Origin of the sequence: Parvibaculum sp. (assembly GCF_035511255.1) — a bacterium.
Classification (GTDB): Bacteria; Pseudomonadota; Alphaproteobacteria; order Parvibaculales; family Parvibaculaceae; genus Parvibaculum.
Genome location: NZ_DATKFR010000172.1, coordinates 1 through 9,261 on the forward strand (window position 1 = coordinate 1; position 9,261 = coordinate 9,261).

The following is a 9,261-nucleotide window of genomic DNA, read 5'->3' on the forward strand; positions in this document are numbered from 1 at the left end:
GCGGGATCGGGGCGATGCGGCTCGTCTGCCATAAGCGCCGGATTTTCCTCGCTGCCGTCCATGAGCGCCTTTCAGGGAAGTAGGTGGGCAAGGAAGATGAGGTGGGAGGCTGGACGAACGACCCGAGCCGAACTCGTTACGGCTGCTTCCTTCCGGACCTGACCGGGTTGGCGAGGGACTCGTCCATCGCCAACCTCCCGAGGCGACTATATCAGGGTAAAAGACCCGCGATGCAAGTGTCGCGGCGGGGATTAACCGTGCCGCACGATAAAACGGCGAAAACATTGACAGTACGGGGGCTTACGACAAGAGTTTCGGGGTGGCCGCGGTTTGGTGGGGGCGGCGCGGATGGTGGGCATGGGTGGTTTTCGGCGTCTTGCACGGCGCAGCGTTCCGCTGCTGGCCGCGCTCTTTCTCTCAGGCTGTTATTTCAGTGTCGAGCCGTTGATCCGCTCGGCCGAGGCCGACCTGCCGCTCGGCGACGGCGCGCGCTATCTGCATCTGCGGCAGGGCGACGGCGGCTGGGTGCCGATGGCGGCGGTGACGGTTCACCGCGAGGGGCAATTCTATTACCTCGGCAACGACCGGGACGCGCAGTTCCTGCTCAGTCACGCCTACGGGGCCTATTACGTCGCCACGCAGCGCGGCCCCAAGGGCTACACCTACGATTTCGTCAAGATTGCACCCGATCGGGTCGTCGCCTACGGCTTCGCCTGCGACGCACACGCACGCGCCTTCGTCACGGCCGGCCTCGTCGTCTCGATAGCGGGACCGGCGGCATCCCCTGTCTGCCTGGTCGACAGCTTCGACAAGCTGGTCAAGGTTTTCCGCAAACTCGTCGAGCAGGGTACGGAGCCGAAGAACATCTATTATCCGCTCGACACGCCCGCGTCCTGAGGTCGTGGGACCAGGATTGAGCCGCGACGAGCGCTGTGCCACCCTGCCGGCCACCGACTTCAAATCATCAGAAACGTCAAAGCGCCGGACACCCTCATGGGCCTTCCTCAAAATCCGAATATCTTCGCCAACAATCCGCTCGACCGCGCGAGCTATCGCCGCACCGACGCGGACTGGGTCGCATCTCAGATCGCCGATCCGGCGAGCCTCTTCGTGCCGTTCCACAAGCTCCAGCCTTTCGTGCTACCGGAGGAAAAGCCCGGACAGGGCAAGGATGTCGGCTGGTTGCGCATGGGATTGTTGCAGGACCTCTGCGGCCCCGATCCCGTCATCGTCTTTCTCGGCATCAACAAGCGCGGCAAGTCGCTCTTTGCAGCGGATGCGAGCGGCATCAAGGACCCCGAGAACCATCCGTCGCTGAAAGGTCTCGGCGCCTTCGAGGAATTGCGCGGGCTGGCCATGGCCGGGGAGATCACGCCGACGGAGCTTGCGATCCTCGCGCAAGGCAAGAGCATGATCGACTGGCATCAGCGCCACGGCTTCTGCTCGGTCTGCGGGACGAAGAGCGAGATCAAGGAAGCGGGCTACAAGCGCCAGTGCCCCAGCTGCAAGGCCGAGCATTTTCCGCGCACCGATCCGGTCGCGATCATGCTGGCGACCTACAAGGACGCCTGTTTTCTCGGCCGCCAGAAGATCTGGCCGAAGGGCATGCATTCGGCGCTGGCCGGCTTTATCGAGCCCGGCGAATCGATTGAGGAAGCAGTTGCCCGCGAACTCCACGAAGAGGCGGGACTCCGGGTCGGCAGCGTCACCTATCACTCGACGCAACCCTGGCCCTATCCGTCGTCGCTGATGATTGGCTGCCATGCGGTGGCCGAAACCGACGAATTCAAGATCGACGGCATCGAGCTTTCGGCGGGACGCTGGTTCACGCGCGAGGAAATTCAGGCGGTGCTCGCCGGAAAAGGCGATGGAAGCTTCTGGCTGCCGCCGCCCTTCGCCATCGCGCATCAACTGGTCAAGGCCTTTGCCGAAGGCAAGGCCTGAGGTCTCCGGTGCTTTCGGCGGCGCTCAGAAGCCGGCCGCCGCGAGCACACCGCGATAGGGATGGGATTTATAGATGCCGAGAATCTTCAGCTCGGTGGTGAAGAATTCCAGCTCCTCGAGCGCCAGGCGGACGTTGCGCGAGGCGGGATGCCCCTCGATATCGGCATAGAACTGGCTCGCGTTGAACGTGCCTTCGAGCTGGTAGCTTTCGAGCTTCGTCATGTTGACGCCGTTGGTCGCGAAGCCGCCCAGTGCCTTATAGAGCGCGGCGGGTACGTTCCGCACACGGAAAATGAAGCTCGTGATGACCGGACCTTCCTCCGGCTCGGCGTCGTTCGGCTCCTTCGCCATGATGAGGAAGCGGGTCGTGTTGTGCTCGGCGTCCTCGATATCGCGCTTCAGGATGTCGAGGCTGTAGATGTCGGCGGCGAGGTCGGAAGCGATCGCGGCCCGGCTCCTGTCGTTCGCCTGGGCGATTTCACGAGCCGAGCCCGCCGTGTCGGCGGCGACGACGGGCGTGAGCCCCAGTTCGCGGATCACCTTGCGGCACTGGCCGAGCGCCATGACATGGCTCTGGACCGTCTTCAGCTCCGAAAGCGCCGCGCCCTTCACGCCGAGAAGCTGATGGCGCACGCGCAGGAAATGCTCGCCGACGATATAGAGCGAGGATTCCGGCAGCAGATGATGGATGTCGGCGACGCGGCCCGCGACCGAGTTCTCGATCGGGATCATCGCGAGGCGCGCCTTGCCTTCATTGATCGCGGCAAAGACATCCTCGAAAGTCGCGCAAGGCAGCTCGACCATGTCGGGGAAGGCCTCGCGGCAGGCGATGTGCGAATTGGCGCCGAGTTCGCCCTGATAGGCGATCGTGTTTTCGGATGTCGCGGAAGCGCTCATGGGCACAGGTCTCACATCGCGCGGGCGGAAAGCGCCGCACGGGCCTTTTCGAGGTCGGCGGGAGTATCGACACCGAGCGGAACGGTGTCAACGAGCGCGACCTCGATCGACATGCCGGCTTCGAGCGCACGCAACTGCTCGAGCTTCTCGCGCTTTTCGAGCGGCGAGGGCGGAAGAGAAACGAAGCGCCGGAGCGCGTCGCGGCGATACCCGTAGAGCCCGATGTGATGGTAATGCGGGCCGTCGCCATAGGGCGCCGTCGCGCGCGTGAAGTAGAGGGCGCGGCCCGAAGGCGCGCCGTCGGCAAGGGCGATCACCGCCTTCACGACATTGGGATTGGTGCGTTCTTCCTCGACCTTGATCTCGCAGGCCAGCGTCGAAATGTCGGCGCCGGTCCTCAAGAGCGCGTCGGCGGCGCGGCGGACGAGATGCGGATCGAGCGTCGGCAGATCGCCCTGGACGTTGATGATGATCTCGTGGCGGCCTTCGGCGTCGACGCCCTTCAAGGCCTGCCAGATGCGGTCCGAGCCGGAGGGCAGATCGGGATCGGTGAGAACGGCCTCGCCGCCCGCCGCGACCACGGCTTCCGCGATCTCGCGCTCGGCGGCGGCGACGACGACGCGGCCCAGGCAGGCCTCGCTCGCCCGGCGCCAGACCTGCACGATCATGGGCAGGCCGCAAATGTCGGCCAGCGGCTTTCCGGGAAGCCTCGTCGAGGCCATGCGGGCTGGAATCACGATGATGGGCTCGGCGGCCATGGACGGCATCTCCGCTCGGTCGGGAACATCGGGCCGGACCTACCCTGAAGAGTGTCGAGGTGCGACGGATCGCCGCAATTCGTGCCCGTTCCGCAAGGGAGTTCCCTGCATGACGCTTCATCATGCACCCCTGCGAATGCGGGCACTTATACGGCTTGCGGCGCAGGCGCGGAAGCGGCTAATCTCCGCGCCAATTGCGGGGTCTGGCAAGGCGCGGCCGCGTCTATTCGGCGTTTCTCTTGTCTTCTCCACCCCTTTTCGTGAATTCATCTTCCCTGACCGGGACGGGCGGAGCGAGAGCCGATGGACAGTTTTGAACTCAATAAAATCGCAGGCGCAGTGCTGTTTTCGGTGCTTGTCGTACTCGGCGTAAAAAACCTCGCCGATTACCTCTATGACGTGCCGGCGGCCAATCCGAAATCCTTCGTCGTCGAGGGCGTCGCGGCGGAAGGCGAAGGCGGCGCCGCCGCGCCGGCCGCTGCCGCGGCCGAGGAACCGCTGCCGGTCCTGCTCGCGAAGGCAGACCCCGCCGCCGGCGAAAAGCAATCGAAGAAGTGCCAGGCCTGCCACAATCTGCAGGAAGGCGCCGGCGCCAAGATCGGTCCGGACCTCTATGCCGTGGTCGGCCGCAAGGTCGCGAGCGCGGCAGGCTTCAATTATACCGACGCGATGAAGAAGCATGGCGGCACCTGGACCTTCGACGAGCTCTTCCACTTCGTGAAGGATCCGCGCGGCTATATCTCGGGCACGGCGATGTCCTTTGCCGGCATCAAGGACCCGCAGCAGCGCGCCGACCTCCTCGTCTATCTGAATACGCTGGGCTCGAACCAGCCGCTGCCGAAGGCCGATGCGGCCGCTGCCCCGGCGGATGCGGCGAAGCCGGCCGAAGGCGCAAAGCCCGCGGAAGGCAAGCCGGCCGAAGCCCAGCCAGCGCACTAAAATCCGGTCCGCCGGAACAAACGAAGCGCCCGGAAGAAATTCCGGGCGCTTTTTTGTTGGTCTCGTCGCTCGCTCACGCGGCAAGGCTCGCGCGGACCTCAAAAAATGGCCACAATGGGCGGCAAATCTCGGCCATGGACATGGTCGCGCCAGATCGCGAAGCATCGCGCAAGCCGGAGGGGAAATGACGTTCAGCAAGGCCGGGTTCGCTCTGGCGCTCATGGTTTCGATCGCCGGTGCCGCCGGAATTTCATCCGCCGCGCGAGCCGATGCCGAACGTCACGGGGCGTCGCTTTTCGGCGATCTCAAATACGGACCGGACTTCAAGCATTTCGACTATGTGAACCCGCAAGCCCCCAAGGGCGGCACGCTACGTTACGCGGCACTCGGCACCTTCGACAGCCTCAACGCCTTTATCGTCAAGGGCGAGCAGGCTGCGGCTCTCACCCTCGTCTACGACACGCTGCTCGAACCGAGCCTCGACGAGCCGGGCGCCGAATACGGACTCGTCGCCGAAAGCCTTTCCTATCCGGACGACTTTTCCTCCGTCACCTTCACGCTCCGCAAAGAGGCGCGCTTCCAGGACGGAAAGCCGATCACACTCGAAGACGTCATCTGGAGCTTCGAGACGCTGAAGAAGCTCCATCCCTTCTATGCCGCCTATTACCGCAACATCGAGAAAGCGGAGAAGGTCGGCGCCGACAAGGTGCGCTTCGTCTTTTCAGTGAAGGGCAATCGCGAATTGCCGCAGATCACGGGACAGTTGCCGGTGCTGCCGAAGCATTACTGGACGGGCAAGGATGCCAAGGGCCGCCCGCGAGACATTTCTCAGACGACGCTCGAAGCGCCGATCGGCAGCGGCCCTTATCGCATCGCGCAAGTCGTGCCGGGCCGCAGCATCGTCTATGAGCGCGTCAAGGATTACTGGGCGAAGGACCTGCCCGCGAAAGTCGGCACCAACAATTTCGACCGGCTGCGCTTCGACTATTACGGCGATCCGACCGTCGCCTTTCAGGCCTTCAAGGCCGACCAGGTGGATTTCCGCATCGAGAGCAGCGCCAAGAGCTGGGCGACAGGCTACGACTTCCCCGCGATCCGGGATGGCCGCGTCAAGCGCGAGCAGATCCGCACGCATAATCCGTCCGGCATGCAGGGCTTTGCCTTCAATCTGCGTCGCGACGTCTTCAAGGACGAGCGTGTCCGCGAGGCCTTCGACTGGGCGCTCGATTTCGAATGGCAGAACAAGAATATCTTCTCGGGCCAATATGCGCGCACGGACAGCTACTTCGCCAATTCCGAGCTCGCCTCGAACGGCGTCCCGCAGGGGCTCGAGCTCGACATGCTGAAGCCCTTCGAAAAGGATTTGCCGCCGGCCCTTTTCACCACGCCCTACAGCAACCCGAAGACCGACGGCAGCGGCAACAACCGCGCCAATCTCCGCCACGCGGCCGAACTCCTCGACGCTGCGGGTTGGAAGATCGTCAACGGCCAGCGCGTGAAGGACGGCAAGCAGCTTTCGGTCGAGTTCCTGCTCGCCGATCCGCAATTCGAGCGCATCGTCGCACCCTACAAGCAGTCGCTCGACAAGCTCGGCATCAAGACAGCGCTCAGGACCGTCGACACGGCGCAATACCAGAACCGCGTCGACAATCGCGATTTCGACATCATCGTCTCCTCGTTCCCGCAATCGCTTTCGCCCGGCAACGAGCAGCGCGAATTCTGGGGTTGCGAGGCGGCGACCCGCGTGGGCAGCCGCAACGTCATCGGCATCTGCGATCCTGTCGTCGAAAAGCTCATCGACCGCGTGATCTTCGCGAAAAGCCGCGCCGAACTCGTCGCCGCGACCCATGCGCTCGACCGCGTGCTGCTCTGGCGGCATTACGTGGTGCCGCAATGGTATTCGCCCTTCACCCGCGTCGCCTATTGGGCACGGCTCGCGCATCCGAAAGCGATGCCGGACTACGCGATCGGCTTTCCGGACATCTGGTGGTACGACGCAAGCGGCAAGGCCGCAGGCAAGGCGCCCCAGACGCCATGACATCGCGGTTGCTCTTTCCACGCCGCCACCTGCTGGGCCTGATCGGCGCGGGGCTCGGCGCCGCGCTGTTGCCGGCGCCCTTGCGCGCGCAGACCAAGGGCGCGGATACCGGGCGCCGCCACGGCATGTCTATTTTCGGCGATCTCAAATATCCGGCGGGCTTCAAGCATTTCGACTATGGCAACCCGCAAGCGCCGAAAGGCGGCACGCTTTCTCAGACGCCGGTGACGGGCGCCTACAACGCCTCGCTTCTCTCCTTCGACACGCTGAACGGCTATATCCTCAAAGGCAATGCGCCGGCGCGTCTCGACATCATCTTCGACACGCTGATGGCGCGCGCCTGGGACGAGGAGGACGCGGTCTACGGGCTCGCGGCAGAAAGCGTCGAAATCCTCGACAAGGGTAACCGCCTGATCTTTCACATGCGGGACGCCGCGCGTTTCCATGACGGCTCGAAGCTCACCGCCGAAGATGCCGCTTTCAGCCTCAATCTCCTCAAGGCGAAGGGCCATCCGCTCATCTCGCTCAACCTGCGCGAAATGAAGGAAGCAAAGGCGCTCGACGCCGCGACGTTCCAGGTCGTCTTCACCGGCAAGCAGACGCGCGACCTCGCGATCCTGATCGCCGGCGACATGCCGATCTTCTCGAAGGCCTGGTACACGGCGCATCCCTTCGACGAGACGACGCTGACGCCGCCGCTTTCCAGCGGACCCTACAAGATCGGGGCCTTCAAGGCGGGCAGCTACATCGTCTATGAGCGCGTCGCGGATTACTGGGCGCGCGATCTCAACGTCAATGTCGGTCAATGGAATTTCGACCGGTTGCGTTTCGAATTCTACCGCGACCGAACCTCGGGCTTCGAGGCCTTCGCATCCGGGCAATATCTGTTCCGGGAGGAATTCACCTCCAAATCCTGGGCGACGGAATATGTCTTCCCGGCGGTGAAGGACGGGCGCGTCAAGCGCATGACGCTGCCGGATCATACGCCGTCCGGCGCGCAGGGCTGGTTCATCAATGCGCGACGCGAGAAGTTTTCAGACCCGCGCGTCCGCGAGGCGCTGACCATCGCCTTCGATTTCGAATGGACCAACAAGAACCTCTTCTACGGGCTCTACAAGCGGACATCGAGCTTCTTCGAGAATTCGCCGATGCGCGCCGAGGGGCTGCCGTCGCCGGCGGAAGTGAAGCTGCTGGAACCTTGGCGCGATAAGCTACCGGCGTCGGTCTTCGGGCCCGCCTATAGTCCGCCAACGACCGACGGTTCGGGACAGGACCGCAAGCTGCTGCGCCACGCCGCCGAACTTCTCGATCAGGCGGGCTGGAAGATCGCGGGCGGCGCGCGCCAGAACGCAAGAGGCGAGGTACTGACGGTCGAGTTCCTCGGCGACGATCCGCTCTTTCAGCGCATCGAAGGTCCCTTCATCAAGAACCTCAAAATTCTCGGTATCGCGGCGCAGTCGCGGCTCGTCGACTCCGCGCAATTCCAGAAGCGCCTCAAATCCTACGATTTCGATCTCACCGTGCAGCGCTATTCGCTGGGCCTCACGCCGGGCATCGAGATGCGCGGGTTCTGGGGCTCGGAATTCGCGCACACCGACGGCAGCCGGAACCTCTGCGGCATCGACAACCCGGCCATCGACGCGCTGATCGAGACCGTCATCGCCGCGCCGACGCGAGCCGAGCAGATCGTCGCCGCCCGTGCGCTCGACCGTGTGCTCAGGGCCGGGCAATACTGGATTCCCCAATGGTACAAGGCGAGCCACGCGCTCGCTTTCTGGGATATATTCGCCTGGCCCGACAAGGCGCCGAAATATGAGCGCGGCGTCGAGCGGACCTGGTGGATCGACGAAGCGAAGGCGAAGAAGCTCGGGATCAAGGAATAGATATGGGAGCCTATATCGCGCGGCGTCTTCTGCTGATGGTCCCGACCATTCTCGGCATCATGTTCATCAGCTTCGTCATCGTGCAGTTCGCGCCGGGCGGTCCCATCGAGCAGATCGTCGCCCGGCTTTCCGGCACCGACGTTTCCGCGACGGCGCGGATCGGCGGCGGCGGGAGCGATTTCAGCCAAGGCGCCGGCGGCGCGGCGGACGCCGCCCTCAACAGCAAGTATCGCGGCGCGCGCGGGCTCGACCCCGAATTCATCAAGCAGCTCGAAGTGCAGTTCGGCTTCGACAAGCCCTGGTATCAGCGCTTCGGCAAGATGATCTGGGACTATGCGCGCTTCGATTTCGGCAAGAGCTATTTCCGCGACACGGGCGTCCTCGATCTCATTCTCGAAAAGATGCCGGTGTCGATTTCGCTCGGGCTCTGGACGACGCTGCTCACCTATCTCATTTCCATTCCGCTCGGAATCAAAAAGGCGGTGGAGGACGGATCCCGTTTCGATCTCTGGACCAGCGGCGTCATCATCGTCGGCTATGCAATCCCGAGTTTTCTCTTCGCAATCTTCCTGATCGTGCTTTTCGCCGGCGGTTCCTACTGGCAGATATTCCCGCTTCGCGGCCTCACTTCCGACAACTGGTCGGAGCTTTCGCTCGCCGGCAAGGCGCTCGACTATCTCTGGCATATCGTGCTGCCGGTGACGGCGATGACCATCGGCGGCTTCGCGACTTCGACGCTGCTGACCAAGAACTCCTTCCTCGACGAAATCCGCAAGCAGTATGTTGTCACCGCCCGCGCCAA

The 9,261-nt window shown here is 63.6% G+C and carries 8 protein-coding genes and 1 other RNA gene; 6 read left to right on the forward strand and 3 right to left on the reverse strand.

Annotated features, from left to right (window positions below; translation table 11 throughout):
* Window positions 1-101: 101 nt before the first annotated feature.
* An RNA gene (gene ffs / locus VMR03_RS06260) (signal recognition particle sRNA small type) lies at window positions 102-198 on the reverse strand.
* Between the two features lie 159 nt (window positions 199-357).
* On the opposite strand from ffs, the gene VMR03_RS06265 reads away from it, so the two are divergent.
* Window positions 358-897, forward strand: a complete 540-nt coding sequence (locus tag VMR03_RS06265; RefSeq protein ID WP_325403344.1) for a hypothetical protein — start codon at window positions 358-360, stop codon at window positions 895-897.
* A 96-nt stretch (window positions 898-993) separates the two neighbouring features.
* Entirely contained in the window at window positions 994-1,944 is a 951-nt protein-coding gene (gene nudC / locus VMR03_RS06270; RefSeq protein WP_325403346.1) for an NAD(+) diphosphatase, read from the forward strand.
* A gap of 24 nt (window positions 1,945-1,968) precedes the next feature.
* Here the strand turns inward: nudC and VMR03_RS06275 are convergent, their stop codons facing one another.
* Window positions 1,969-2,841 carry a prephenate dehydratase gene (locus VMR03_RS06275; RefSeq protein ID WP_325403348.1) on the reverse strand — a complete coding sequence of 291 codons (873 nt, stop codon included), beginning with the start codon at window positions 2,839-2,841 and terminating at the stop codon, window positions 1,969-1,971.
* Between the two features lie 11 nt (window positions 2,842-2,852).
* Window positions 2,853-3,599 (reverse strand): 3-deoxy-manno-octulosonate cytidylyltransferase, encoded by a 747-nt coding sequence (locus tag VMR03_RS06280; RefSeq protein WP_325403350.1) that lies wholly within the window; start codon window positions 3,597-3,599, stop codon window positions 2,853-2,855.
* A 303-nt stretch (window positions 3,600-3,902) separates the two neighbouring features.
* Between VMR03_RS06280 and VMR03_RS06285 the strand changes: the two genes are divergently transcribed.
* The 4 genes from VMR03_RS06285 to VMR03_RS06300 all read left to right on the forward strand — a co-directional run.
* Window positions 3,903-4,538 carry a cytochrome c family protein gene (locus VMR03_RS06285; protein WP_325403352.1) on the forward strand — a complete coding sequence of 212 codons (636 nt, stop codon included), beginning with the start codon at window positions 3,903-3,905 and terminating at the stop codon, window positions 4,536-4,538.
* Between the two features lie 184 nt (window positions 4,539-4,722).
* Window positions 4,723-6,576 (forward strand): extracellular solute-binding protein, encoded by a 1,854-nt coding sequence (locus VMR03_RS06290; RefSeq protein WP_325403354.1) that lies wholly within the window; start codon window positions 4,723-4,725, stop codon window positions 6,574-6,576.
* A complete protein-coding gene (locus tag VMR03_RS06295; protein ID WP_325403355.1) occupies window positions 6,573-8,459 on the forward strand; it encodes an extracellular solute-binding protein in 1,887 nt (628 codons plus the stop codon). The genes VMR03_RS06290 and VMR03_RS06295 overlap by 4 nt, the downstream gene beginning before the upstream one ends.
* A gap of 2 nt (window positions 8,460-8,461) precedes the next feature.
* A partial coding sequence (locus VMR03_RS06300) for an ABC transporter permease subunit (RefSeq protein ID WP_325403357.1) occupies window positions 8,462-9,261 on the forward strand: 800 nt, incomplete at its 3' end.